The 25,977-nt window shown below is 64.6% G+C and carries 18 protein-coding genes; 16 read left to right on the forward strand and 2 right to left on the reverse strand.

The features are described from left to right. The first annotated feature begins 81 nt into the window (after positions 1-81). The 16 genes from B0E51_RS19660 to B0E51_RS10375 all read left to right on the forward strand — a co-directional run bounded on the left by B0E51_RS19660 (position 82) and on the right by B0E51_RS10375 (position 21,670). Positions 82-4,371 (forward strand): ESPR-type extended signal peptide-containing protein, encoded by a 4,290-nt coding sequence (locus tag B0E51_RS19660; protein WP_168172621.1) that lies wholly within the window; start codon positions 82-84, stop codon positions 4,369-4,371. Positions 4,372-4,640: 269 nt separating this feature from the next. Beyond that, entirely contained in the window at positions 4,641-6,629 is a 1,989-nt protein-coding gene (locus B0E51_RS10305; protein ID WP_168172622.1) for a tetratricopeptide repeat-containing sulfotransferase family protein, read from the forward strand. A 298-nt stretch (positions 6,630-6,927) separates the two neighbouring features. Beyond that, positions 6,928-8,661, forward strand: a complete 1,734-nt coding sequence (gspE, locus tag B0E51_RS10310) for a type II secretion system ATPase GspE (RefSeq protein WP_077444823.1) — start codon at positions 6,928-6,930, stop codon at positions 8,659-8,661. Between the two features lies 1 nt (position 8,662). After that, positions 8,663-9,880 (forward strand): type II secretion system inner membrane protein GspF, encoded by a 1,218-nt coding sequence (gspF, locus tag B0E51_RS10315; protein WP_077444824.1) that lies wholly within the window; start codon positions 8,663-8,665, stop codon positions 9,878-9,880. Positions 9,881-9,914: 34 nt separating this feature from the next. Continuing rightward, positions 9,915-10,340, forward strand: coding sequence for a type II secretion system major pseudopilin GspG (gspG, locus tag B0E51_RS10320; RefSeq protein WP_077444825.1), 426 nt, complete (start codon positions 9,915-9,917; stop codon positions 10,338-10,340). 3 nt (positions 10,341-10,343) lie between these two features. Further along, complete coding sequence (locus tag B0E51_RS10325; protein ID WP_077444826.1) at positions 10,344-10,802, forward strand: GspH/FimT family pseudopilin; 459 nt, start codon at positions 10,344-10,346, stop codon at positions 10,800-10,802. Beyond that, positions 10,799-11,233: a prepilin-type N-terminal cleavage/methylation domain-containing protein gene (locus B0E51_RS10330; RefSeq protein ID WP_077444827.1), complete on the forward strand. Its 435-nt coding sequence runs from the start codon at positions 10,799-10,801 to the stop codon at positions 11,231-11,233. The genes B0E51_RS10325 and B0E51_RS10330 overlap by 4 nt, the downstream gene beginning before the upstream one ends. Continuing rightward, on the forward strand, positions 11,230-11,898 hold the full coding sequence (locus B0E51_RS10335; protein ID WP_077444828.1) for a prepilin-type N-terminal cleavage/methylation domain-containing protein: 669 nt from the start codon (positions 11,230-11,232) through the stop codon (positions 11,896-11,898). Before B0E51_RS10330 ends, B0E51_RS10335 begins: the two co-directional genes overlap by 4 nt. Next, positions 11,895-12,773 (forward strand): type II secretion system protein GspK, encoded by an 879-nt coding sequence (locus B0E51_RS10340; protein WP_077444829.1) that lies wholly within the window; start codon positions 11,895-11,897, stop codon positions 12,771-12,773. The genes B0E51_RS10335 and B0E51_RS10340 overlap by 4 nt, the downstream gene beginning before the upstream one ends. Further along, a complete protein-coding gene (locus B0E51_RS10345; protein WP_077444830.1) occupies positions 12,770-13,960 on the forward strand; it encodes a PilN domain-containing protein in 1,191 nt (396 codons plus the stop codon). Before B0E51_RS10340 ends, B0E51_RS10345 begins: the two co-directional genes overlap by 4 nt. Further along, positions 13,957-14,625, forward strand: coding sequence for a type II secretion system protein GspM (gspM, locus tag B0E51_RS10350; RefSeq protein WP_077444831.1), 669 nt, complete (start codon positions 13,957-13,959; stop codon positions 14,623-14,625). Before B0E51_RS10345 ends, gspM begins: the two co-directional genes overlap by 4 nt. Next, on the forward strand, positions 14,622-15,347 hold the full coding sequence (locus B0E51_RS10355; RefSeq protein ID WP_077444832.1) for a hypothetical protein: 726 nt from the start codon (positions 14,622-14,624) through the stop codon (positions 15,345-15,347). The genes gspM and B0E51_RS10355 overlap by 4 nt, the downstream gene beginning before the upstream one ends. 3 nt (positions 15,348-15,350) lie before the next feature. Next, complete coding sequence (gspD, locus tag B0E51_RS10360; protein WP_077444833.1) at positions 15,351-17,762, forward strand: type II secretion system secretin GspD; 2,412 nt, start codon at positions 15,351-15,353, stop codon at positions 17,760-17,762. Positions 17,763-17,853: 91 nt separating this feature from the next. After that, a complete protein-coding gene (hrpB, locus tag B0E51_RS10365; protein WP_077444997.1) occupies positions 17,854-20,367 on the forward strand; it encodes an ATP-dependent helicase HrpB in 2,514 nt (837 codons plus the stop codon). A 64-nt stretch (positions 20,368-20,431) separates the two neighbouring features. Continuing rightward, on the forward strand, positions 20,432-21,124 hold the full coding sequence (locus B0E51_RS10370; protein WP_077444834.1) for a metalloregulator ArsR/SmtB family transcription factor: 693 nt from the start codon (positions 20,432-20,434) through the stop codon (positions 21,122-21,124). A gap of 201 nt (positions 21,125-21,325) precedes the next feature. Then, on the forward strand, positions 21,326-21,670 hold the full coding sequence (locus B0E51_RS10375) for a DUF1161 domain-containing protein (RefSeq protein ID WP_077444835.1): 345 nt from the start codon (positions 21,326-21,328) through the stop codon (positions 21,668-21,670). Positions 21,671-21,759: 89 nt separating this feature from the next. Here the strand turns inward: B0E51_RS10375 and B0E51_RS10380 are convergent, their stop codons facing one another. Beyond that, a complete protein-coding gene (locus B0E51_RS10380) occupies positions 21,760-22,698 on the reverse strand; it encodes a DUF2167 domain-containing protein (protein WP_077444836.1) in 939 nt (312 codons plus the stop codon). A gap of 334 nt (positions 22,699-23,032) precedes the next feature. Next, positions 23,033-25,693, reverse strand: a complete 2,661-nt coding sequence (locus tag B0E51_RS10385; protein WP_077444837.1) for a PKD domain-containing protein — start codon at positions 25,691-25,693, stop codon at positions 23,033-23,035. Between the last annotated feature and the right edge of the window lie 284 nt (positions 25,694-25,977).

Consider the following 25,977-nt stretch of genomic DNA (forward strand, 5'->3'; position numbering starts at 1 on the left):
CACAAATCACGTCATCTGGCGCCTGCTTGCTGCGGCAAGTGCATGCCAGATTCGAAAAACTCTTGGTGGGGGAAGTGTGTCTTGAACAAGATCTACAGCAAGGTATGGAACAAGTCGCTGGGCATGCTCGTGGTTGCTTCCGAGTTCGCCAAGACGAATGGCAACAGTGGCGTATCCAAACGATTGAGGGCCGCTGTGACAATAGCGGGCGTTGCCATGGCACTAGGCGCCGCACCTGCCATGGCTGCCGACCATGTCATCGCACCGGATCGCACGCACGCAGCCTTGGTGCAGCCGAGTGACGCGACGACGACGTCACATCTCTTCTCGGCGGACGGTGCGACGGATGGCAGCGAAGATGCGTTGGCGTTAGGTGAGCACGCGGTAGCCGCGGGAGCGAGCAGCTTCGCGATCGGCGATGAGAGTGCAACCTACGGCTACGGCGCAGCTGCGTATGGCAACAACGGCGTGGCGATCGGTGCGGGCAGCGGTGCACTGAGCGACAACACGACGGCCGTGGGCTGGGGCGCCAATGCGGTCAACGTCAACAGCACGGCACTGGGCTATGGCAGTGCGGCGATGGCGGACAACAGCGTGGCACTGGGTGCGGGCTCGCAAGCGGATCGCGCGAACAGCGTGTCGGTGGGCACGATGGGCAACGAACGCCAGGTCACCAACGTGGCCGCGGGTACGCAATCCACGGATGCGGTGAACAAGGGGCAGCTGGATACCACCAATGCGGCGGTGGCACAGAACACGACGAACATTGCGACTAACGCGTCGTCGATCAACGCGATCAACAGCACGGCGGTTTTCTACACCAGTGCCGGTCGTACGGCGGTGGTGCTGGGCAACGGCACGACGCCGGTGGCTCTAGGCAATGTGGCCGCAGGCGCCGTGAATGCCAGCAGCACTGATGCAGTGAACGGCAGCCAGCTCAACAGCACGAACCAGACGGTGGCGCAGTTGGCTGGCCAGACAGCGATGGCCTCGCATCTGTTTGCGGCGGACGGTGCGACGGACGGTAGCGAAGATGCGTTGGCACTGGGCGAGCACGCGGTGGCGGCGGGAGCGAGCAGCTTTGCGATCGGTGACGAGAGCGCGACCTACGGTTACGGCGCAGCGGCGTACGGCAACAACGGCGTGGCGATCGGTGCGGGCAGCGGTGCACTGAGCGACAACACGACAGCGTTGGGCTGGGGTGCCAATGCGGTAAACATCAACAGCATGGCGCTGGGCTATGGCAGTGCGGCGATGGCGGACAACAGCGTGGCGCTGGGTGCAGGCTCGCAAGCGGATCGCGCGAACAGCGTGTCGGTGGGCACGGTGGGCGGCGAACGCCAGGTGACCAATGTCGCAGCCGGCAATCTCACGGCGGGCAGCACCGATGCGGTAAACGGCGATCAGCTCAACAGCACCAACCAGGCAGTGACGCAGAACAGTGCGAGCATCGCGACCAATACGGCATCGATCAACACGATCAACAGCACTGCAGTGTTCTATACCAATGCCGGTCGCACAGCAGTGGTACTGGGCAACGGCACGACGCCGGTGACGGTGGGCAATGTGGCGGCCGGTACGGCCGGTACGGATGCGGTGAACGTTAGCCAGCTGAACGCACTGACGGCAACGACGACGACGGCGTCGCACCTGTTCGCGGCGGATGGTGCGACGGACGGCAGCGAAGATGCCTTGGCGCTGGGCGAGCATGCGGTGGCGGCGGGAGCGAGCAGCTTCGCGATCGGTGATGAGAGTACCTCCTACGGCTACGGCGCGCTGGCCAATGGCGCCAATACTGTGGCGTTGGGTACAGGCAGTTTCGCATGGGGTGACAACGCCTCGGCCGTGGGCTCGTTGGCCAGTGCGGTAGGCGCGAGCAGCACGGCGATCGGCTACGGCAGTGTGGCTCAGGGCAACCAGAGCGTGGCCACGGGCAGCAATGCACAGGCCAGCGGTGACGGTAGTGTGGCGACGGGCAGTGACAGCAATGCCAGCGCGGACAGTGCTGCGGCCTATGGCAACGCCGCGCAGGCGACGGCTGAGTATGCAACGGCAGTAGGTGCGGAGAGCGAGGCTTCCGGCGAGCAGAGCGCCGCCTTCGGCGCTGGCAGTGTGGCCAGCGGTGACGGCAGCGTGGCGTCCGGCGTGTTGAGCGAAGCCAGTGGCGTGGAGTCGACGGCAATGGGCTACTACAGCCTGGCGTCGGGTCTGGTATCGACTGCGCTCGGTGCCGAGAGCGTTTCCAGTGGCCTGACTTCGGTGGCAGTGGGCTTCAACGCGGTTGCATCAAGTGACTACGCGACGGCCGTGGGTGGCTTGTCGACGGCGTCGGGCCACAACAGCACGGCACTGGGCAACTCCGCGCAAGCGGTTGCCGATGATGCGGTGGCGCTGGGTGCGGATTCGGTGGCTGATCGTGCCAACACGGTCTCGGTGGGGAGTGCCGGCAAGGAACGTCAGATCACCAATGTGGCGGATGGCACTGCTGATACGGACGCGGTGAACGTGAGGCAGCTGAATTCGCTGACGACCTCGACGGCGATAGCATCGCATCTGTTCGCGGCAGACGGTGCGACGGACGGCAGCGAAGATGCGCTGGCATTGGGCGAGCACTCGGTGGCGGCGGGAGCGAGCAGCTTCGCGATCGGCGATGAGAGTGCAACCTACGGCTACGGCGCAGCGGCTTACGGCAACAACGGCGTGGCGATCGGTGCGGGCAGCGGTGCACTGAGCGACAACACGACAGCCGTGGGCTGGGGCGCCAATGCGGTCAACGTCAACAGCACGGCGCTGGGTTATGGCAGCGCAGCGACGGCCGACAACAGCGTGGCGCTGGGCGCGGGCTCGCAGGCGGATCGCGCGAACAGCGTGTCAGTGGGCACGGTGGGTGGCGAGCGCCAGGTCACCAATGTGGCCGCGGGTGAAGTGAGTGACAGCAGCACCGACGCGGTGAACGGAAGCCAGCTCAACAGCACCAATCAGGCGGTGGCGCAGAACAGTGCCGCCATCGCCACCATCAACAGCACGGCGGTCTTCTACACCGACGCGAGCCGCACGACGGTGATGCTGGGCGACGGCAGTACACCGGTGACGGTGACCAACGTGGCGGATGGCAACGCGGCTCATGACGCGGTGAACAAGGGACAGCTGGATGCGGCTGTCGCGGGTATCAGCGATGATCTGGGCACTCTGGCCGACAGTGCCGTGACGTATGACGACGACAGCAATGAGCAGGTGACCCTGGCCGGCGCCAATGGCACGCGTATCAGCAATCTGCAGGCCAGCAGCGTGTGGAGCGATGCCGCGACCGTGGGACAGATCGCCGATCTGCTCAGTGCGCTCGGTGGCGGTGCGATGCTGCAGGCGGGCGGCAGCATCAACATGCCCAACTATGCGGTCCAGGGCGGCAGTTACAGCAACGTCGGCGATGCATTGAGTGCGCTGGATGGTGTGCTCAGCGGTGCGCTGACCAGCATTGCCGGCCTGCAACAGACTGTATCCGGCAGTGCCAATGGCCCTCGCGTGGCGGTTGATGGTGCCAGCGACGGCAGCGATTCGGCCACGGCAGCATCCGGTTCGAGGGGTGTAGCGATCGGCGCCAATGCAGTGGCTGGTGACGATCACGGCACGGCGGTCGGCGGCGACAGCTATGCGGCTGGCCCGAACGACACCGCCATCGGTGGCAATGCTAGGGTGAATGCGGACGGCAGCACGGCAGTCGGCGCCAATACCACCGTTGCGGCAGCAGCGACCAATGCGGTCGCGGTGGGCGAGGGTGCGTCGGTGGCGGCAGCCTCGGGTACGGCGATCGGCCAGGGCAGCTCGGTGACGGCTGACGGGGCAGTCGCACTGGGCCAGGGCTCGGTGGCCGATCGTGCCAACACGGTATCGGTGGGCAGCGTCGGTAACGAACGCCAGATGACCAACGTGGCGGCAGGCACCCAGGCTACCGATGCGGCGAACTACGGTCAGGTGAAGGAAGCCTTGATCACGGCCAAGACCTATGCCGATGCCGGCGACAAGCAGACGTTGCAGCAGGCAAATGCCTATACTGACCAGAGGCTCAGCGGGTTCGCCACCACCGGTGATATCAACACGCTGCGTGATCAGGTGAATGCGCAGTTCCATGCCGTCGACAAGCGCATCAACCAGGTGGGTGCGATGGGTACGGCGATGGCGCAGATGTCGTTCAGTGCGCAAGGCATCAATACGCCAAACCGGGTTGGCGTCGGTGTTGGTGGCTACCACGGCGAGGCGGCATTGTCGGTGGGCTACTCGCGGCAGCTGTCGCCCAAGGCGAACCTGACCTTCGGGGCTGCCGTCAGCGGTGGCGAAACGTCCGGCGGTGTGGGCGTGGGCTTCGGCTGGTAATCCGGCCACGGCCTGCTTTGACGGGTCGCGATGTCTGACAGGAACCGGCGCCCTGGTGGCGCCGGTTTTTTTGTGCGCAATGTTCGACGCCAGCGATCTTGACGGTGAATTCGGCTGCAAAGTCCGGAGTCCGGTTGTCCTGTCCGTGTACCGTATGCGCGTGCCCTCGCATAACATCCGTCGGGACCTGCGCCGTCTCATAACAGTGAAGAACAGCTATGCCGCACGATGAAAAGACCCGGTATGGACCGCACCATGCGGATGCGCTTGTGGCTGGTTCACCGAGCCGGCAGGACATCGATGTGCTGGTCGGTCTGGTCAGCCAGCACCATCATGCTGAAGCGGAAGCGCTGGCGCGCCGGTTGATTGCCGGCTTCCCGCAGCACGGTTTTGCATGGAAGGCGCTGGGCGCAGCACTCAAATCGCAGGGGCGCATGACAGAAGCCGTTGCCGCCCAGCAGCACGCGATCGCGCTCCTGCCGGGCGACGCCGGTGCGCATTACAACCTTGGCAACAGCTTGCTGGCACTGGGACGGCTAGTCGATGCTGCCGGCAGCTATGGTCGGGCTGTTGCGATCAAGCCGGACTATGTCGAAGCGCACTTCAACCTCGGCAATGCGCTGGCTGCGCATGGCAGGCTGAACGATGCAGTCGCCAGTTATCGCGGCGCGCTGGCGATCAAGCCGGATTTCATCGAGGCTCATGCCAAGCTCGGTTACACCTTGATGGCCGCGGATCTGGTGGAAGAAGCCGAACCACACTTCCTGCAGGCGCTGGCGGCACGTCCGGGCAACGCGCAGGTGCACAACAGCCTGGGTATCGTTTATCGCCGTCAGGGGCGCATAGCCGATGCCGAGACCTGCTATCGGCGCGCCATGGCCATCACTCCCGACTATGCCGAGGCGCATAGCAATCTCGGCAACGTGCTCGGGGAGCAGGGACGCAACGACGAGGCCGAGGCAAGTTATCGGCAGGCACTGGCGATCAACGACAGGATGGCGGAGGCACATTTCAATCTCGGCAACATCCTGCGTCAGCAGGACAGGCAGCCCGAGGCGGAGCGGAGTTATCGGCGGGCACTGGAGATCCAGCCGGAATACCTGATGGCGCTCACCAACCTGGGCCTGTGCCTGAAGAGGCAGGGCCGGCTGGACGAGGCAAGCCAATGCTTCCAGGCCGCGATTGCGATCAAGCCGGATTTCCTGCAGGCGCACTGCAATCTCGCGCCGCTGAAGACCTATGCCGTGGACGATGCAGACCTCGGCCTGTTCGAAGATCAACAGCACCAGCTCTCCGCCCTGCCGGTCACGGGGCGCGTCAGCTACTGGTTCGCGCTGGGCAAGATGCGCGAGGACGTAGCTCGCTACGACGATGCGTTTGCCGCCTATGAGGCGGGGAATCACCTGCAGCGTACGCAATTTCCGCACGACGAGGCGCGCGAGGTGGCGCTGGTGCAGCGCCTGCAATCGGTGTTCAGTGCGGCATTCTTTGCCGATCGCAGCAAGCCGGTTCACGCTGGCAAGGTGCCGATCTTCATCGTCGGCATGCCGCGTTCGGGCACGTCGCTGATCGAGCAGATCCTGTCCACGCATCCGGGTGTTCACGGTGCTGGCGAGTTGACCGAACTCGGCGACGTGGTGCATTCGATCACCAGCAGCACCGGCGATCGCGCGATCTCCTATCCGGAAATCGCTACCACGCTGTCAGCAGACGAGTTCCGCCGTTTGGGCGAGGCTTATATCGAACGCGTATGGCGGCTGGCACCGGAGGCCGAACGGATCACCGACAAGTTGCCGGCCAACTTCCAGCACCTGGGCATGATCCATCTGATGCTGCCCCAGGCAAGGATCATTCATGCGATGCGCGATCCGATGGATTCATGCTTTTCTTGCTACTCGCGTCTGTTCGAAGGCGGCAATCTCGATTTCGCCTATGACCTGGGCAGCGTGGGCCGTTATTACGCGCGCTACATCGAACTGATGCAGCACTGGCATCGCGTGCTGCCAGCCGGCACGGTGCTGGACATGCGCTACGAGGACATGGTGACGGATACCGAAGGCCAGGCGCGTCGACTGCTCGAATACCTCGGCCTGCCGTGGCATGAGGGCTGTCTCGCCTTCCACCGGAACAAGCGCGCTGTCAGGACCGCCAGTGCAGCGCAGGTACGCAGGCCGATCTACCGATCATCCGTCGCGCGCTGGCAGCATTTCGAGGCGCATCTTGCGCCGTTGCTGGATATCGTGCAGCGCTATCGATGACGTGCCGTACTGCAATGTCGCAGTGCTGTCAGGATGATCGGAAGATGGCGACAGCATGAATTTGCGCGACCCGGATCACAAGGCTTGCCCGTATCGGGAAATTTTCCTAGATCGCAGGGGTCCATGTAACTGCATGCAGGCCTCACAATAGGCGTTCTTCACGGACATGATTTGTGAATGCGAAGCTGGCTGCCGCCGGACGATGCTCGCCCGGCAGCAGACGAATGTGTTAACTATGGCGTTTGCCGTTTCGCTGAGGGAGCGTTGACGGTTTCGCAGGTACAGAGCGGGGTGGAGGATGTCGGCAGCCATTGAGCCGGCGGTCAACGGCACGGGCATGACGGGAGACGACCGTGAGGCGGAAGTCTGCGCATGGCTGGTTGCGCGTGGTCGTTTGAAGGACAGTGATCTGGGGCGTGCGCGCCGGCTGCACGAGGAGTCGGCCGAAGGCACGCTGACGACCTTGATGGCGCGGCTCGGGCTGGTGTCCGAGCGTGACCTGGCCGAGGCCTGGGTGGATCTGCTGCAGGTGCCGTTGCTGGCCGCGCGCGATGCACCGGAACTGCCGCCGGCCGATCTCGAACTGTCGCTGCGCTTCCTGAAGCAGCAGCACGTGGTGCCGGTGCATGACGACAAGGACGGGCTGGCCCTGCTGGTGGCCGATCCGGCCGATCCGTATCCGCGGCAGGCAGTGGAACTGGCCGCTGGCCGACCGGTGGCATTGCGGATCGGACTGCGTTCGGAAATCGACGGCCTGATCGAACGCTATTACGGCAGCGGCCGTTCGGCGATGGGCACGATCGTGGAGAACCTCGATGGCAGCGCTGCCGAAGAGGACGATGTCGAGCACCTGCGCGATCTAGCCTCCGAGGCTCCGGTCATCCGGCTGGTGAATCTGATCCTGCAGCGTGCGGTCGAGCAGCGCGCCTCGGACGTGCATATCGAGCCGTTCGAGAACCGGCTGAAGGTGCGTTACCGCATCGATGGCGTGCTGCATGAGGTGGAAGCGCCGCCATCGTCTTCCACCGCGGCGGTGATCTCGCGCGTGAAGATCATGGCGCGGCTGAACATCGCCGAGCGCCGGTTGCCGCAAGACGGCCGCATCCAGCTGCGCGTGCAGGGCAAGGAACTCGATCTTCGCGTATCCACCGTGCCGACCAGCTTCGGCGAGTCGGTGGTGATGCGTATCCTCGATCGCGAATCGGTGGTGTTCGATTTCGCCTCGCTCGGTTTCACCGACAGCTTCCAGCAACGTTTTGTCGACGTACTGCAACGTCCGCATGGCATCCTGCTGGTGACCGGGCCCACGGGTTCCGGCAAGACCACCACGCTGTATACCGCGCTGTCGCAGATCAATACGAATGACGTGAAGATCATCACGGTCGAGGACCCGGTCGAGTACCAGCTCGAAGGCATCAACCAGATCCAGGTGAAGCCGCAGATCGGGCTGGATTTTTCCGGTGCACTGCGCTCGATCATGCGCCAGGATCCGGACGTGATCATGATCGGCGAAATGCGCGATCTGGAAACCTGCCGCATCGCGATCCAGTCCGCGCTCACTGGCCATCTGGTGTTGTCCACCTTGCATACCAATTCGGCGGCGGGCGGCATCACGCGCCTGCTCGACATGGGCGTCGAGGATTACCTGCTCGGTTCCACCATCAACGGCATTCTCGCGCAGCGTCTGGTGCGCCGACTCGATCCGGAAACGGCCATTTCCTACGAGGCATTGCCGGAAGTGATCGCGCAGTTCGAGCTGGAGAAATACACGGATGAGCGTCCGATCCGCCTCTGGAAGCCGGGCAGCAGTGCGGCCAATCCCACCGGCTATCGCGGTCGCCGCGCGATCATGGAGTTCCTGACCATGAGCGATCCGTTGCGCCGGCTGGTGATGCAGCGCGCCAACGAAAGCGAGATCGAGAAGCAGGCGCGCGCCGAAGGCATGCGCACGATGTACGAGGACGGCATCGCCAAGGCCGTGGCCGGCATCACCACGCTGGAAGAAGTCCTGCGCGTCACGCAGGAAGGCTGACGTGGCGCAGTTCCGATACAAGGCGGTCAGCGATGCCGGCGAAATGCTGCAGGGGCAGATGGAGGCCGCCAGCGTCGAGGACGTGATCGGCCGGCTGCAGGATCAGGGCCACACGCCGCTGGACGCGCAGCCGGCCGATGGTGTCGGTGGCGGGCGTGGTCTGGCGGCGTTGTTCAAGCGTGGCCCGTTCACCGGGGACGAGCTGGCGCAGTTTACCCACCAGTTGGCGACCCTGCTTGGCGCCGGCCAGCCGCTGGATCGCGCACTCAGCATCCTGCTTGAGCTGCCCGAGGGCGAACACGCGAAGAAGCTGGTCGAACGGGTACGCGATCGCGTACGCGGCGGCAATACCCTGTCCTTTGCGCTGGACGAAGAGCACGGCGTATTCCCGAAGCTGTACATCAGCCTCGTACGCGCCGGTGAGGCGGGCGGCTCGCTGGAAGAGACGCTGCGCCGGCTGGCCGATTACCTGGAGCGTGCGCAGGCGCTGCGCGGCAGCATCGTCAATGCGCTGATCTACCCGGCGTTCCTGATGGTGGGTGTACTAGGTTCGCTGGTGTTGCTGCTGGCGTATGTGGTGCCGCAGTTCGTGCCGATCTTCGAGGACATGCAGGTACCGATCCCGTGGATTACCGAAGCGGTATTGGTAGTCGGCAATACCTTGCAGACCTGGTGGTGGCTGATCCTGCTGGTGGTCGGTGGTGGCTTGTTCGTCTGGCGTGCGCGCCTGCGCGATCCGCAGGCACGGCTGGCCTGGCATACCAAAATGCTGAGCATGCGCCTGGTCGGCCCGTTGTTGCTGAAGGTGGAGACCGCGCGGATCGCCCGTACGCTGGGCACTCTTCTGAAGAACGGCGTGCCGCTGCTGAGCGCGCTGACCATCGCGCGCCAGGTCACCAGCAACCGTGCGCTGGATGCGGCGCTGGATGCGGCGCACGAGCAGGTCAAGGGCGGCGCCGGCCTCAGTTTTGCCTTGGGCCAGTCGAAGCTGTTCCCGCGGCTGGCGATGCAGATGGTGCAGGTCGGCGAGGAAGCCGGCCAGCTCGACACCATGCTGCTGAAAGTCGCCGACACTTTTGAACTTGAGTCCAAACGTGCGATCGATCGCTTGCTGGCCGCGTTGGTGCCGGCGCTGACCATCGTGATGACCGTGATGGTGGCGATCATCATGGCGGCGATCCTGCTGCCGTTGCTCAGCCTGACCAGCAATATCCAGTAGACCCACAATCCTTCGTATCCCTGAGGTAATCGACATGCAGTACAGGCAACCACGACGAATCGGCTCGAACGCCGGTTTCACCCTGCTCGAAATGCTCGCGGTGATCGTGTTGATCGGCATCATCGGTGCGGTGGTGGTGACCCAGGTCGGCAAGAACGTCGACAAGGGCAAATACGGTGCAGGCAAGGCGCAACTGCTGACGCTGAGCCAGAAGGTCGAGAACTACGCGCTGGACAACGGCTCACCGCCGCAGCAGCTGGAGGATCTGGTGGCGAAGCCGGCCAACGCGACGAACTGGCAGGGCCCGTATGCGAAGGAATCCGATCTGAAGGATCCGTGGGGGCATCCCTTCGGCTACCAGTATCCGGGCCAGCACGGCAATTTCGACCTGATTTTCTACGGTCAGGACGGCAAGCCCGGCGGTGACGGTTACAGCGCCGACGTGGGCAACTGGCAATAAGCCATGCGGGCTGCGCGCGCCAGCGGTTTCACCCTGTTCGAGATGCTGGCGGTGATCTTGCTGGTCGGCATTGCGGCGGCAGCGGTATCGATCGCGGTGACGCAGGGCCTTGCCAGCGCACGGGTGCGTGCGGCCAGCAGCGAGCTGGCCGGCGCGTTGCGCGCCACCCGCGCGCAGGCGATCGTGCGCGGCGAGGAACAGACCTTCGATGTCGATACCCGCGCGGACACCTATCGCAACGTGAAGCAGCAGGACGTGCGCCTGCCGAAAGGTTTGCACGTGAGCATCACCAGCGCGAAGGACGATCAGCCCAACGACCATACCGGGCGCATCCGTTTCTTTCCCGATGGCAGCTCCACCGGCGGCCGCATCACCTTGCAGAGCGGCAAGCGCCAGTGGCATGTCAACGTGTCCTGGCTGACCGGTGAAGTACGCGTGGTCGACACGGTGGCCGCGCGATGATCGGCTCCCGCCCGCAATCGCAACAGGGTTTCAGCCTGCTCGAGGTGATCGCCGCGATCATGCTGCTGGCGATCGCGTTTACTGCGCTGATGAAGGTGGCCGGTGCCTCGATCAGTCTCAGCCAGAACGCAGCCGAGCACAGCGAGGCTGCCATGTGGGCGCGCAGCCTGCTCGACACGGCCTTCGTGGGTGAACCACTGCAGGCAGGCAGCCGCTCGGGTCAGTTCGATCGCAAGTACCGCTGGCGGCTCGACGTGTCGCCGTGGAATGAGGCTGGTGCCGCTCCACCGGCCGCGCCGCTGCATCTGTACCAGCTGGATCTGGACGTGTTGTGGGGGCCACCGGCGCATCCGCGCTCGGCGCATTTCCGCACTTTGCGCCTGACCGGTCCGCAAACCGACGGCAGCGGCAATATGCAGGCTCCCCGATGAAGCGGCTCGCCGGGTTCACCTTGCTGGAAGTACTGGCTGCGCTGGTCTTGCTGGCCTTGCTCCTGGTCGGTGTTTACTCTGGCGTACGAACCGCTACCCACAGCGTCCGTTCGGGTACCGAAGCAATTGAACGGATCGACCAGATCCGTGCGGCCGAGGAGTTCCTGCGGCGCGAACTCGCCCAGAGCCTGCTGCAGCCGATCAGCCACAACAATCGCGGCGAGGCGATCTATTTCGATGGGAGCGCCCGCGAGATGCACTACGTGGCACCGCTGCCCGGCTATCTCGGCAAGCTGGGTCCGCAGTTGCAGCAGCTGCGACTGGTCGATGACGGCAACGGTGGCCTGCGGCTGGAACTGAGCCTGGCCATCCTGCCACCGGACGGCCAGCCAGCCAGGCCGCTGGGCGATCCACAGGTATTGCTCGACCATATCAAGAGCGGCAGTTTCAGCTATCGCGGCATCGATACGGACGGCAATGCAGTGCCGTGGTCCGGCACATGGTCCGACGGTCGGCTGTTGCCGCAGCTGGTGCGCATCGAGTTGCAGCCTGTGGGCAACCAGGGCTGGCCGCGGCTGGATGTGCCGTTGCGCACCAATCCGTTGAACAACAATGCACAGAATGGCTTGCCGCGGGCGGGCCTGGGCAACGGAGGCAGGCCATGAACAGGCTGCCGTCGCTGGCGCAGCGCGCCAATCAGCGTGGGGTGGCCCTGCTGCTGGTGCTCTGGGCATGCACCCTGCTGGCGATCCTGCTGGGCGGTTATGCCGCGCTGGCGCGCACAGAGGGTTTGCAGGCGCACTATCAGTTTGCCGAGACGCAGGCGCATTACGCCGCCGAGGCGGGTCTGATGCGCGCGGTTTACGGACTGCAGAATCCGGATCAAAAGCAGCGCTGGATCGGCGACGGGCGCATCTATCCGTTCCACTACGACAACGCCACGGTCATGGTGTCGGCGATCGACGAAGGTGGCAAGGTCGATATCAACACCGCCACACCGGATGTACTGCAGGCGCTGTTCCAGGTCGCCGGCATGGACCCGGCGCAGGCCAAGGCGCTGAGCGGCAATGTGGTCGACTGGCGCAATCCGGTGGGCGTCGAGAGTGCAGCGGCAAGCCAGCATGCGGCCTATGCGGCGGCAGGGCGCGACTACGGTCCGCGCCATGCGCCGTTCGTCAGCATCGAGGAATTGCAGATGGTGCTGGGCATGACGCCGGCGATCTATCGCACGGTGGCGCCGGTGGTCACGATCTGGTCACACAACGTGATTCCGGACGCGAACACCGCGCCACCACTGGCGCTGGCGGCGATTCCCGGGATGACGCCCGAGCAGCAGAGTGCGATCCAGGCTGCACGCTTGCAGCATGCGAACGACCCGAGTCTGGCTCTTAATAACGGAACCACGCATAGTATCCGGTCGGAGGCCACGCTGGCCGACGGCACGCGCGCGATATTGCGCGCCACCATTCGTTTGCAGACGGGACAGCCTGGCGCGCAACCGTATTCGGTGCTGCGCTGGCAGGAGGGGAGTGCGGAATGAGTAGTACGGCAACGCAGTCGCTGCGGCCGCTGATGGATCGGCTGCGCCGTGCCTGGCGCACCTCGCCGTTGCCGGTATTTTTCGGCTGGTGGGGTGGCGAATTGCGCGGGCTGTTGCCGCCGCGCTGGCGCAACTGGTTGCGCAGTGGCGCCGACTGGCATCTGCTGCAGTGCACAGGTACGCAATGGACATTGCATCGCGCCGGTCATGGCGAGGTGCTGGTGCGCTTGGATGACAGCGCCGAGGCATCCGTCATCGACGCGGGCGCCGGGCAGGCTGCATTGAATGCCGTCCTGCGCAAGATCGACCGGGAGGATCTGCGGCTTGCCCTGCTGTTGCCGTCGGCCACCGTGCTGCGGCGCACGCTGCTGCTGCCGTTGGCCGCGCGCGACAACCTGCAGCAGGTGATGGCGTTCGAGATGGACCGGCAGACCCCGTTCAGCGTGGCGCAGGTGTATTACGCGGTACGCGAGTTGCCCGGCCCGGCTGCCGCCGGCCGTTTCAATGCCGAGCTGGTAGCTGTCACGCGCGGCACACTCGATCCCCAGCTGATGCGCTTGCGTGACCTGGGTGTGTCGGTTGACGCCGTGGATCTGGCCGCCGGCAACGACCGCCTCGGCGTCAATCTGCTGCCGCCGGAGCAGACGCCGCGCCATGTGCGGCCACGGCGACGCCTGAACCTGGCACTGGCGGCGGCCTGCGTGCTGCTGCTGGTCTTGCTGCTGAGCCAGTGGCTGCACAACCGGCAGGCGGTACTGACGCAGATGCAGACCGAAGTCGAGGACATGCGCGGCGAGGCGCAGCAGGTGGCGTCGCTGCGCCAGCAGTTGCAGGACAACGCCGGTGCCGCCGGCTTCCTGGTCCAGCGCAAGAAAAACACGATAGCAATGCTGAGCCTGCTGCAGGACGCTACGGCACGTCTGCCGGACAGCGCGTGGCTGGAGCGTTTCAGCGTCGACAATACCGGCCAGATCGGCATGCAGGGGCAGAGCTTGCAGGCGACGAAGCTGCTCGATGTATTGAAGGATTCGGCGTTGATCACACAGGCCAGCTTCCAGGGCAGCATCCAGCCTGATCCATCCACCGGCAAGGAACGTTTCTATCTGACTGCGCAATTGCGTCAGCCTGCAGTAGCCCGTGTGAAACCTGCCGTCGCGGCATCGGCGGGCAACGGTGACACGCCATGAAGATGACCGCACTCAATCCGCGTGACAGTCGCATCGCGGCCATCCTGTTGCTGCTGCTGACACTGCTGCTGGGTTATTTCGTGCTGCTGCATTGGTGGTTCGTGGCGCCGTTGCGGCAGATCGATAACGAGATGGTCGACCTGCGTGACACCCACAGCCGCTACGCCGCGGCGATCGCGGAAAAGCCGGCGCTGCAGCAACGGCTTGCCACGCTCGGCGCCGGTCAGGCGGCCAGCAGTGCATTCCTGGCCGACGACGATCCGAATACGGCGTCGGCAGATCTGATGCAGCGTGTGGTTGACGTGGTCGGCAGCAATGCCAGCGGCGGCAGTTGTCAGGTCAGCCAGAAAATGCCGTTGTCGAATCCGCCGGCGACGCCGGGCGAGCCTTATCGCAAGGCGGCGGTAAGCATCAACCTGAGCTGTGACGTCGAGTCGCTGGCGAATGTGCTGCATGCGCTGGAGCAGGGCATGCCATATGTATTCATCGACGATCTCAGCATCTACCGCAATCCGGTGGCGGCGCAGCAGAACCGCGCCGCGCCGCTGGAGGTGCAGTTCACGCTGTCCGGTTACCTGCGTCCATCGCACGGCAGCCCGGCAGCTGCGCCGCCAGCGAGCGCGCCTGCCGGGATGCAGCAGCTCGGTCAGGGAGCGGCGCCATGAACGCAGCCCATCAACGCAGTCTGACCCCGGTACTTGCCGTGGCCGCGATCGTGCTGGGTGCGCTGTGGCTGCTCCTGCTCGGCGGTGTCGGCAGCAAGGTGAACTGGGGTGCGGTGCGGATACTGCCACCGCTGCCACCGGCCGCGGCCGCGGCCAGCCTGCCCACACCCATGCCACTGGAGCAGTTCGCTGTGGTCTGGCAGAAGCCGCTGTTCAGTCCCGACCGCAAGCCGGCGCCACGCATGGCCAGTGACGGCGCCGGCCTTGGCGATCTGGAATTGACCGGCATCATCCTCACGCCGACCCTGCGCATGGCCTTGCTGCGGGACAAGAACGGCGATCATCGGGAAGTGCGCCTGCGCGAGGGTCAGTCGCTGCCGGATGGCAGCGTGACCCTGCTCGAGGTTCACCCACGTTCGGCGTTGTTCAATACCTCGTCGGGCCAGACCGAATTGAAGCTGCAATCCGGCGCACCCTTCGATGGTCAAAAGACCGATGCAACGGTCGTTTCGCCCAGCCAGGATCCTCCTTCTGGCGCGATGGTGATCGTGCAGCCCAATGGCACGGGACAAGATCAGGGCAGCCATCCCGTCCACGCTCGCGATCCGCAGCTGAAGCCACCGCAAGATCAGCAACACTCAAAGTTCCTTGACCGGTTCAGGGAAAATGTCCAGAAACGTCGTGCCGCCAGTGCTGCCGCGGCCAACGAAGGAGTACGTTGATTCATGTTCCGCACGCTCACTCAGCAAATCCTGCGTACCGGCACGCTCGCCGCCGTCGTCTGTCTGTCTGGCTGTGCCAGCCTGGCGAAGCAGCCACCGCATGACGACGGTGCGCTGCAACGCGAGGCGATGGCCGGCACGCAGAACCCGGCACCGAAACCGTTGCCTTTGAACAACGCCGCGCAGGACAGCAACGCCAGCGTTGCGCAGCCGGAAATCAGCCAGGGCAGCGGGCAGTTCATTCGCCCCACGGCCTTGAGCCAGCCACGACCGGCGGCCAGCGGTGGTGGTTCGGTGACCTTCAATTTCGAGAACCAGCCGGTGCAGGCGGTGGTCAAGGCGATCCTCGGCGACCTGCTCAAGCAGAACTACACGGTCGTGCCGGGGGTGCAGGGCAATATCTCCTTTTCCACCTCCGAGCCGGTAGACGCGGATCAGGCACTGCCGATCCTGGAGACGCTGCTGTCGTGGACACACAATGCGCTGGTCAGGCGCAACGGCGGGTATGTGGTGCTGCCGGAGAAGGAGGCTGTCGCCGGCAATATGGTGCCCAGCCTGGGTGCCAGTGCGCCTGTCGGCGGTCTGCAATCACGGCTGTTTCCGCTGCATTACATCTCGGCTACCGAGATGCAGAAGCTGATCAAGCCATTCGCGCGGCCTGAGGCAGTGCTGCTGGTGGATCCGGCGCGCAACCTGCTGGTGATGTCGGGTACACCGGAAGAACTGGCCAATTACCAGAGCATGGTGCGCACTTTCGACGTCGATTGGCTGCGCGGCATGTCGGTGGGCGTGTTCAACCTGCAATATGCGAATGTCGGCGAGCTGATGCCGAAGCTGGACGACATGTTCGGCGATCACGGCAACACCCCGCTGGCCGGCATGCTGCGCTTCATCCCGATCGAGCGCACCAATGCGCTGGTGGTGATCAGCACCCAGCCGGAGTACCTGCACGAAGTCGGCGACTGGATCACCCGCATCGATCGCGGCGGTGGCAATGAGCCGCAGCTGTTCGTCTACGACGTGCGCAATATCAAGGCGTCGGATCTGGCCAAGTACCTGGCGCAGATCTACACCAATGGTGCCGGCGGCAACGGCAGCGGCGCCGACAACGGCGGCAAGGTGGGACCGGGTCTGAGCGGCGGTACGCTGGGCAGTGCCGACAACGCCAATGGTGCTACCAGCATGGGCAGCACGGCTGGCAGTTTCGGCAGTTCGGCTGGTGCGACCGGCTCAAACGGCCTGGCCGGTTCGACCGGTTCGAGCAGCTTTGGTGGGTTAGGTGGCACGGGTGGCACTTCCGGTATCGGCAGCTCCAATGGTCTTGCCGGCAGCACGACAGGCACGCGTGTCAACAGCGGTGGGGCGAGCGGCACGGGTGGCGAGAACGGAAGTGGCAGCAGTGGGTCGGGCGATCAGCAGTACAGTTCCAGCGATGGCAGTGTGCGCATCAGCTCGGTCGACAGCAGCAACCAGCTGATGGTGCGCGCACGACCCACGCAGTGGGAGGAGATCAAGACCGCGATCACCAAGCTCGACAACGTGCCGCTGCAGGTGCAGATCGAGACGCGCATCATGGAAGTGACGCTCACCGGCGACTTCCAGTTCGGTGTGCAGTGGTATCTGCAGGGATTGACCGGCAGCACTACCAACAGCGACGGCAGCGTCACGCCCGGCGAGCCGTATCGCCACCGGCAGATCGCGTTGGGTTCGGGAGGCAATACCTATACGGCGAGCGATTCGCTGTTCTACTCCTTCATCAACAGCAAGATGCAGGTGGCACTGAGTGCGATGGAAACCAGCGGCAATACCAAGACGCTGTCGGCGCCATCGATGGTCGTGCTCAACAACCAGCTGGCGCATATCCAGGTCGGCAACCAGATCCCGGTCAACCAGACCTCGATCATTGGTCTGGGCACCGCCAGCAGCACGGATGCCACGGCCAGCAGCGTGACGTATCTGCCGACCGGCGTGATCCTCGATGTGCAGCCACGGGTGAATCCGGGCGGCCTGGTCTACCTCAACGTGCACCAGCAGGTCAGTTCGACGCTCGGCACGGCCAACGCCCAGGGCAACTTCACCATCGCGCAGCGTGATGTGGCGACCCAGGTTGCGGTGCAGAGCGGACAGACCGTGCTGCTCGGCGGCCTGATCCAGCAGGACGAGTCCACGACCGACACCGGCATCCCCGGGCTCAATCGCATTCCGTGGCTGGGCCGGCTGTTCGGCACCACCAACCGCAGTCGCGACCGCACCGAGCTGATCGTGCTGATCACGCCACGGGTGATCCGTGGCTCCGAGGACGCCCGCCAGATCACGCAGGATTACCAGGGCAAGTTCGAATCGCTGGCGCCGTTGCGTGCGACCGGGCATGTGGCACCGGCGGTGACCACGCCGTTGCCGAACGCCGCGCACTAATCGGGTCGCCACGCGCCAGGAAAGGCGCGTGGCGACTTGCCAGGCTGTGGCATCGCGGTAGCCGTTATCATCCGCGCGGATGAATGCATCCATGCGCGACTTCCCCATCACCCCGCTGCTGCCGGAGATCCGCGCCGCGCTGGCCGCGCATCCGCGGCTGGTGCTGGAGGCGCCACCGGGTGCCGGCAAGACCACCCAGGTGCCGCTGGCCCTGCTCGATGCGGCGTGGCTGGCAGGGCAGAAGATCGTGATGCTGGAGCCGCGTCGCATCGCTGCGCGTGCCGCCGCGCAGTTCATGGCACAGCAGCTCGGCGAGGAAGTGGGTCGGACGGTCGGTTACCGCATCCGCTTCGAATCAATGGTGAGTGCAGCCACGCGGATCGAGGTGGTCACCGAAGGCATCCTGACCCGGCTGATCCAGCGCGATCCCGAATTGAACGGGATTGGCGCGATCGTGTTCGACGAATTCCACGAGCGCCATCTCGCCGGTGATCTGGGTGCCGCGCTGGCGCTGGACGTGCAGGCTACCCTGCGGCCGGAACTTCGCTTGCTGGTGATGTCGGCGACACTCGATGGCGAACGCATCGCGTCATGGCTGCGGGCATCACGCCTAAGCAGCCCCGGCCGCAGCTTTGCGGTGCGCATCGAGCATCCGCCGGCGCGCACGCAGGAAAGCGTCGAGCATCATCTGGCACGGGTCGCGCGACAGGCGCTGGAGGAAAACGAGGGGGACGTGCTGGCGTTTCTGCCGGGTCGTCGCGAGATCGCACGGACACAGGCGTTGCTTGCAGAGACACTTGCCCACGCTCAGTCCGTGGAAGTGGTCGCGCTGCATGGCGAGCTCTCGCTGGCGGAACAGCAGGCTGCGTTGAACCCGGCTGCGCCGGATACGCGCCGGATCGTGCTGGCGACCAATGTCGCCGAGTCCAGCATCACCTTGCCGGGCATCCGCACGGTGATCGACGCCGGCCTGGCGCGCGAACCACGGTTCGATCCGAACTCCGGCTTCACCCGGCTGGAGACGGTCACCATCTCGCAGGCTTCGGCCGACCAGCGCGCCGGTCGCGCTGGCCGCGTGGCTTCGGGTACGGCGTACCGGCTATGGCCACAGAGCAAGCGGCTGGAGCCGGCGCGTACCGCCGAAATCGTCCAGGCGGAACTGTCCGCGCTTGCACTCGAACTGGCAGCGTGGGGCATCACGGCGAGCAGCAGTGCGGATTTGCCGTGGCTCGATCCGCCACCGGCCGGCGCACTGGCGCAGGCGCGTGAACTGCTGACGAATCTCGCCGCGCTGACGGCGGATGGGCGCATCACGACCCTGGGCAGGCAGATGCTCGAACTCGGCGCCACACCGCGCCTCGGTGCCGCAGCGCTGCGCGCCTCTGCCGAATGGCGCCCGCTGATCGCCGATCTGCTGGCCTTGATGGAGGCACGTTCGCCGCTGCGCGGCTTGCATGCGCGCAGCGATGATTTTCGCGTGCGGGTGGCAGCCCTGCATGCGTGGCGCGATCGCCGCGGCATGGCCACAAGTGGCGACGTCGACCGGGGTGCACTGACCGCGATCGAACAGGTCAGCAAGGGTTGGCGCAGGCGTCTGGACGTCCGTACGGCCGCCAGCGGCATGCCGGACAGCCATGCCGTCGGCGATCTGCTGCTGCATGCGTTTCCCGATCGCATCGCGCGTCGCGATGACAACAATCCGTTGCGTTACACGCTGGCGAACGGCCGTGGCGCGCGCCTGCACGAGAACACCGCTCTTCTCGGCGAGCCGTGGCTGGTCGTGCTGGATCTGCGCTTCGAGGCGCGCGACAGCCTGATCCTCGCTGCCGCGCCGCTCGACCCGCGCGTACTGGAGCGTGATTGCCCGGCGCAGTTCACGCGCGAACGCACGCTGCGCTGGAACGACGAACGCGCCGCGGCCGAAGCATTCGATGAGAGCCGCTTCGGTGCGATCGTGCTGGAACGCCGCAGTGTGCCCGTGCGACCCGAGGATGCGTTGCCGGCGATGCTGGCTGCGGTACGCACGAAAGGTCTTGCCATACTGCCGTGGAGCGCGAATGCGCAGCGCCTGCGCGCACGCATGCAGGCCTTGCGCGCCTGGATGCCGGAACTCGGCCTGCCGGATATCTCCGATGCGGCGCTGCTGGCCTCGCTGGATGACTGGCTGGCGCCGTATCTCGACGGCAAGCACCGGCTCGACGCGCTCGACTCGGAGGAGCTGTCACAGGCGCTGACGGCATTGTTCGACTACGAGCAGCGGCGCACGCTTGACGCGCAGGCACCGGAGAGCCTCATGGTGCCGAGCGGTCAGTCGCGGCGGCTCGAATACGCCGAGAGCGAACCGCCGGTGCTGGCGGTGAAGCTGCAGGAACTGTTCGGCCTGGCCGATACCCCGCGCATCGGCGGCGGACGCATTCCGGTCACCCTGCATCTGCTGTCGCCGGCTGGCCGGCCAATCCAGGTCACCCAGGACTTGAAAGGTTTCTGGGAGCGTACCTATCCGGAAGTGCGGAAAGAACTGAAGGGACGCTATCCGCGTCATCCGTGGCCGGATGATCCGTGGACGGCCACTCCGACACACCGGGCAAAGCCGCGCAGCAGCTGAGCGGACGTAGATACTTCGGCCCGGGTCGAAAGCTTGCACGCGCGGGCCGGCTAGACTTGGTCGCATGAACGATGCCGCGCCACTCAATCGTTATCAGCTGGCCGAACTCGGCAGCCTGCTGGCCGAGCCGGCACGGGCGGCGATGTTGCTGGCGCTCATGGATGGCAGTGCGCGCCCGGCCGGCGAGCTGGCGCAGGCTGCGGGGGTAGGTGCAGCGACTGCCAGTGCGCATCTGAAGCGGCTGCTGGATGGCGGTTTGCTGGGTGTGCGCGTGCAGGGCCGCCACCGTTATTACCGGTTGGCCGATGACGACGTGGCTGCATGGCTGGAGACGATGGCATTGCCGCGTGCAGCGGGCCCGCTGCGGATAGCGGCGACGGATCCGGCGTTGTGTCGAGCGCGCACTTGTTACCGCCATCTGGCAGGACAGCTTGGGGTCGCATTGTGCGAGGCATGGCTGGAACGCGGCTGGCTGCAATCAAGAGGCGATGGCCTGCGCCTGCAACCGTCGGCGGTGGATGCGCTCCTGCGTGCAAGCTGGCCGTTGTCGGCGACAGAACGCTTGCTGCGTCTACGCGGACGTACCTGTCTGGATTGGACCGAGCGGCGCTTGCATATAGGTGGCGCGCTTGGCGTGGCGCTCACCGACGCCATGCTGGACGCCGATTGGTTACGCCGCAGCCGCGACAGCCGTGCACTGTTGCCCAGCGTGGTGGGCCTGCGCCAGCTGACGGGACTGGGGGTATGCCTGAAGTGAGACTTTGCAGGATGCCGGCGTACTCGCTGAAACAGCGCCGCACCCGCATCAGTACGGGTATGTGGGGGCGTGTCTTCTCGCGGGCCTGCTTTGATGACAGCATGGGCGGGCGATCAGTAGCCTGCCCTCGAAGTCATCCGTGCATGCGATGGGTCGCCATCATGATGATGCCTGGAAACTCAGCCACGGAGGAGAAAGTCCATGAACAAGCGTCTGGGAATTGCTGCGGTATTGCTGCTTGCCTTGCCGATGATGGCGCATGCATCGTGCGACGATGTGAAGTCCGGCATCGATGCAAAGATCAAGGCCAATGGTGTATCGGGTTACACGCTCGATGTCGTGCCAGCCGACCAGGCCGATGCCGGCGGCAAGGTGGTCGGTCAATGCGCCGGCAACATGAAGATCGTCTACACCCGCGGTGGTGCGGCGGCATCAGGCGATGCACCTGCCATGTCGAAGCATAGCCATGCCATGAAGAAAGCCGATGATGCAAACAAAAGTGATGCGCCGGCGCAACCGGCGCCGGCAGCATCCAGCGGCGGCTGATGTTGCGGTGAGCTTGCCGAAACGGGGTGCCTTTGGCGCCCCGTTTCATTTCAGTCGGGCAGCGCGTGGCGTGGCCGAGCAGCCTTCACTCAGCGCGCCTTGTTGCGGTTGAATAGCTTGCGGAAGAATCCGGCGAGCGCGGCGATGCCGATGATGATGAACTTCTTGAGCGCCAGCAGCAGCACGCCCAGTTTGGCGAACAAGCCGGCCTTGGCGGCAATGCCGCCGGCCACCAGGGCGGCGATCCCGTAGGTGGCAAGCTTGTCGGTTCCGCTGTTGTAGTCGGCATAGCGTTCGCCGGCGTCGAAATCGGTCATGTCCAGAACCTGCGGCATGTCGGCGCGCACCTTGCCGAGTTCATTGATCGGCGCGACCGCATTGAGCGACAAATAGCCACGGCGGCCGAGTACGCGGATGTCGTAGTTCAATGACCGACCATCGTCGGTGCCGTCCGCCTTCTTGAACCTCAGGTTGCGTGCCCAGTACAACTTGTGCGAGGCCTCGTCGTAATGCGGCGGCTCGGCCCAGCCGATCAGGTCGATCGCGGGATAGCCTTGCTTGAGCCGCTCCGGATTCGATTCTTCCGTGCCTTTCTGCATCTTCTGCAGCAGCTCCGCGTAATCGATCTTCGCAGCGTCGGCGTCGGACACATAGCCATCGGCGACATAGGTCACCACCACGGCCCAGTTGTCGCTGTCCAGCAGGACATGCGGGTCGGTGCTGGGCAGGATCATGCCCAGCACTTTGTCATCCGGCGGGTTTCCCCAGAGCTTCGTGAGTACGCGTTGGGCGTCTTCGGCCGGTAAAAAGCTGTAGCCCGGGGCAAGCAGCAGCGATGCTTTGGCGCTTGCAATGGGTATGTTGCCGGTCTGGAGGTGCAGCGAGCCGAGAAAATTTTCGAACTTGGCGGCATGTGTGCTGGCGCTTGGAGAGTTGTCTCCCGTTTCGGCACGTGCCGGGGAGGCGGGCGTGGCGAAAGCAACGACAGCCAGCAGCGCGAGCGCCAGCAACAGGGATCTGCGGGTCATGAAATGTCCTTGGAATCATCCATTGATCGGCGGCAAATCGATATGCCGCAGCCGGTCACTCCCCCATGGCGTGCCCGCCATGCTTTTTAGCAGCCCGGCGGCTTTTCATGCCAGTCCCTGAGCAAGGGTTGCCCGAATCCGGAATGCTCGCGCACGAAGCGCGCGCGGCTGCGACGACTTCATCCGGGCAGGGACGCAGGCGCGTCCAATAAAAAAAGCCCGATCGTTGCCGATCGGGCTTGAGTACTCCATGGGTTGAAACAAGAGGCGCTGCCTTGCGCATCCTTCGTAACCGTTGGCGACAGCCGCGCAAGGCGACTGCCGCCAGGGTTGCTTACTGCACGGTCAGGGTGACGTCGTCGATCGTGAAGTCGGTGTTACCCGAAGACGAGGTCTCCTTGCCGGTGAACTTCAGGGTCACCGTCTGGCCGATATACGCGGACAGGTTGGCGGTTTCCACTGCATAACCGGTGTTCGTGTTCTTGCTGGTGAACGAACCTACCGTGCCCAGCACCGTACCCGACGAATTCAGCACCTGCACGGTCAAGGTATCGACCGCCGTGCTCTTGGTCGAATCGATATGCAGGTAGTACTGCAGGGTCGCCGTCGTCTTGCCGCTCGGAATCGCTACCTTCTGCGAAACTGTATCGGTGTGCGAAGTGCCATAGCCGTCAAGCCATGCGAACCAGGTACCAGCATGCGAGGTTTCGCCGCTGCCGCAGTAGCTGGACGAGGAGCTGCTGGTGCTGCACAGCGTGCCCGAGCTCATGGTCCACGGCGTCGCCTTGCCGGTTTCGAAGCCGGTGTTGGTGAGGATCTGGGTCGGGGTACCACCGCTGGAGACCGTCACCGATGCCGTCTTGGAGCTGGTCTTGCCATCGACGCTGTCGGTCACCGTCTCGGTGACGCTGTAGGTGCCGGCGGCCGCGTAGGTATGGCTCGGGCTGGCTACGGCCGAGGTGCTGCCATCGCCGAAGGTCCAGGCATAGGTGCCGATGGTGCCACCCGAATCGGTGGAGCTATCGGTGAACGTCGCCGTCAGACCGCTGGTGGTATCGCTGAAGTTGGCGGTCGGCGTGCCACCTGTGGTGCCGCTGGAGACCGTCACCGATGCCGTCTTGGAGCTGGTCTTGCCGCTGACGCCGTCGGTCACCGTTTCGGTGACGCTGTAGGTGCCGGCGGCCGCATAGGTGTGGCTCGGGCTGGTGGCGGTCGAGGTGCTGCCGTCGCCGAAGGTCCACGAATGCGAGCTGATGGTGCCGCCCGAATCGGTGGAGCTGTCGGTGAAGGTTACGGTCAGGCCGCTGACCGAGTCGCTGAAGTTGGCGGTCGGCGTACCACCCGTGCTGCCGCTGCCGCCGACGTTGCTGGACAGGCCGCTGACGATGATGCTGCCCCAGCCGGTGGTGTAGTCCCAACCGGTGGCGGCCGTCTCACCGCTGTTGTTGCCCGAGGTGACGTCGTGGAAGTCCGTCGCATAGTTGGCAGCAGCGGCCTTGTACAGCAGCGGAGCCTCAAAGCCGAGCGCGCCGCCATTGGCGCCCTGGATGCGCGCCCATGCGCCAACGTTCAGCGGCGAAGCGAGGCTGGTACCGCCGATCTGCTGGTTCGACTGACCGTCGACGATGACCAGTGCGCCGGAATCCGGGCTGGCGTCGAAGGCAATGTCGGGCACGCCGCGGAACTTGGAGGTGCCGTTCTGGCCCACGCCCACCTGCCAGCTCGGAATCGGCTCGAAGGTGCTCGGGCTGCCACCGGTGGCACCCTCGTTCTCGCTGAGGTTGTTCCACACCGTCTCGCTGGTCCAGGTCGTGGTGCTGGTGGTGTACAGCTCGGTGCCGCCGGCCGCGACCACGTACTGCGAGCTGGCCGGCCAGCTCGGGGTGATGCCGCTGGTGCATTCGTTGGCGCCGGAATCGCCGGAGGAGACCGAGAAGGTCTGGCCCTGCGCGACGGCCTGCTCGAAGACCGCGTCTTCAGCCGTGGTCGTGCCGGCCGACTTCGCATCGGTTTCGCACTCGCCCAGCGAGACGTTGATCGCAACGGCCTTGTCGTCGGTCACGGCCAGGTTGTAGTCCGTGGTGAGGGCGGCGTCGGAGAGCGAGGCGGCATCGTAAAGAATCAGGCTTTTCAGGCCGCCCGACATCGCAATGATGTCCTGGGTATCCAGATCCCATTCGCCGTCGCCGCTGGCCGAGACGGAACCGGTATTGCCGGTGCCCTCGATGCTCGGGACGAGCGAGGTCAGGCCATTGGTGCTCTCGAAGGACTTGACGTCGCTGAGCACATCGCTCATCTGGCCCGACACCACGTTGCCGACCGTGATCGACGTGGCAGCGGGAAGGCTGCTGGCGCCGTAGATCTTCGGGAAGTCGAGCGGGTTGTGGCCGACCGCCGTGCCGCTGGTCGCTTCAGGGTGTGGCGAGGTGCTGGTCATGCGGCGCGCGAAGATGTGCGACATGTGCACGTTATCGAGGCCGAGCACGGACTGTACCGTGTTCTGCAGCTCTGCCGGGATCTTCACATCGCTGGAGTTGGCATAGGCATCGCGCCCGTCATGCGTGCGCACCTGCACCATCGAGGTGTTGAAGGCGGTCTGCACGGTGTCGGCATGGCCATCGCCCTCGACCAGCATGCGGTTCGGCGAGATCGTGACGTTGGTGAAGCCGGACTGCTTCAGGTAGTTCGCGACCGACTGTGCCTGCGCCTGGCTCGGCGAATACAGCGCGGCGAATTCGGCCGGGGTCAGCGCCTTGTGATGCGGATCGGCGACATAGGCATCGAGCTTCGACTTGTTCTGCAGTTTCAGCGAAATCACCACGTGCATCGGCTGCGAGAACGCGAGCGGGCCCTTGGCAAGATCACCGTTGCGCAGGCTGGTCGCGGGATGCGGCTGCGTCAGCGAGACAAAGGTGGAAGGCGTGGCGAAGACCGATGCAGTGGCGGCCATGCCGATGGCAGCAACCAGCATCTTGAGACGAAAATGGCTTGGCATTTAGAACTCCCGGAATATTTTTTCAAGGCCGAACGAAGCCGATGAGACCGCGTGGACCTCATGAATAAAGTGCACGTGGACAGACACGGCACGACGAGTTTTCTTGGAGATTGCCCAGCGATCCCGAACTCTGCGGTCGACCCTCCCCATGTATCCCTTAGGGTCGATGCGCAGATGCAGATTTCAAATTTGGTTTTGACAGGGTTGCGTCGGGATCATTCGCCAAGCTCCCAATTGACGAACTGCCTGACGGTATGAGTTACACATGAAACCGGTCAATAGGA

The sequence above is a fragment of the Rhodanobacter sp. C05 genome, assembly GCF_002001165.1.
GTDB lineage: Bacteria > Pseudomonadota > Gammaproteobacteria > Xanthomonadales > Rhodanobacteraceae > Rhodanobacter.

What these genes read in the sequence shown, in the direction of transcription:
- gspE (WP_077444823.1), top strand. Translation starts at nt 6,928, where the DNA reads ATGTCGGCAGCCATTGAGCCGGCGGTCAACGGCACGGGCATGACGGGA.
- gspG (WP_077444825.1), top strand. Translation starts at nt 9,915, where the DNA reads ATGCAGTACAGGCAACCACGACGAATCGGCTCGAACGCCGGTTTCACC.
- B0E51_RS10325 (WP_077444826.1), top strand. Translation starts at nt 10,344, where the DNA reads ATGCGGGCTGCGCGCGCCAGCGGTTTCACCCTGTTCGAGATGCTGGCG.
- B0E51_RS10330 (WP_077444827.1), top strand. Translation starts at nt 10,799, where the DNA reads ATGATCGGCTCCCGCCCGCAATCGCAACAGGGTTTCAGCCTGCTCGAG.
- B0E51_RS10335 (WP_077444828.1), top strand. Translation starts at nt 11,230, where the DNA reads ATGAAGCGGCTCGCCGGGTTCACCTTGCTGGAAGTACTGGCTGCGCTG.
- B0E51_RS10340 (WP_077444829.1), top strand. Translation starts at nt 11,895, where the DNA reads ATGAACAGGCTGCCGTCGCTGGCGCAGCGCGCCAATCAGCGTGGGGTG.
- B0E51_RS10345 (WP_077444830.1), top strand. Translation starts at nt 12,770, where the DNA reads ATGAGTAGTACGGCAACGCAGTCGCTGCGGCCGCTGATGGATCGGCTG.
- gspM (WP_077444831.1), top strand. Translation starts at nt 13,957, where the DNA reads ATGAAGATGACCGCACTCAATCCGCGTGACAGTCGCATCGCGGCCATC.
- B0E51_RS10355 (WP_077444832.1), top strand. Translation starts at nt 14,622, where the DNA reads ATGAACGCAGCCCATCAACGCAGTCTGACCCCGGTACTTGCCGTGGCC.
- gspD (WP_077444833.1), top strand. Translation starts at nt 15,351, where the DNA reads ATGTTCCGCACGCTCACTCAGCAAATCCTGCGTACCGGCACGCTCGCC.
- hrpB (WP_077444997.1), top strand. Translation starts at nt 17,854, where the DNA reads ATGCGCGACTTCCCCATCACCCCGCTGCTGCCGGAGATCCGCGCCGCG.
- B0E51_RS10370 (WP_077444834.1), top strand. Translation starts at nt 20,432, where the DNA reads ATGAACGATGCCGCGCCACTCAATCGTTATCAGCTGGCCGAACTCGGC.
- B0E51_RS10375 (WP_077444835.1), top strand. Translation starts at nt 21,326, where the DNA reads ATGAACAAGCGTCTGGGAATTGCTGCGGTATTGCTGCTTGCCTTGCCG.
- B0E51_RS10380 (WP_077444836.1), bottom strand. Translation starts at nt 22,698, where the DNA reads ATGACCCGCAGATCCCTGTTGCTGGCGCTCGCGCTGCTGGCTGTCGTT.
- B0E51_RS10385 (WP_077444837.1), bottom strand. Translation starts at nt 25,693, where the DNA reads ATGCCAAGCCATTTTCGTCTCAAGATGCTGGTTGCTGCCATCGGCATG.